At 64.7% G+C, this 380-nt stretch carries 1 protein-coding gene; it reads left to right on the top strand.

Features of this window, described 5'->3' with window-relative positions; genetic code table 11:
- Nucleotides 1–346 (top strand): tetratricopeptide repeat protein (locus tag AC1DN0_RS41800; RefSeq protein WP_477146714.1); only part of this gene is annotated, 346 nt, incomplete at its 5' end.
- Nucleotides 347–380: the final 34 nt, after the last annotated feature.

Genomic DNA, 380 nt, shown 5'->3' with positions numbered 1-380 from the left:
GGGCTATGCGACGCCGGCCTCGGCCCTGGCCAATGCCGGCGGCTGCGCCCTCGATGCCGGCCAGGCCGAACGGGCCGCGCGCGACCTGCGCAACGCCATCCAGCTGGACCCGACCAACGCCTACGCGCTGGAATCGATGGCCCGCAGCGAGTATGGCCAGGGCCGTTATTTCGAGGCGCGCGCCTTTTCGCAACGTCGTCTTGCGGCTGCGCCGGCCACACGTTCCGTGTTACAACTTGCCTCTCAAATCGAGGCGCAGCTTGGCGACACTGTGGCATCCGGTCGTTATCTGCAGCGAATTCGCGACGAATTTCCGCAGGATGCGGCTCCTAATCCCCGGGGTTGAAGCATTGTGATTGATGACCAGACTGTGAACGCTC

This window comes from Cupriavidus sp. 05N39 (genome assembly GCF_056397325.1).
Note: the sequence above shows the minus strand (reverse complement) of the source record. Positions and strands in the feature narration are given on the sequence as shown.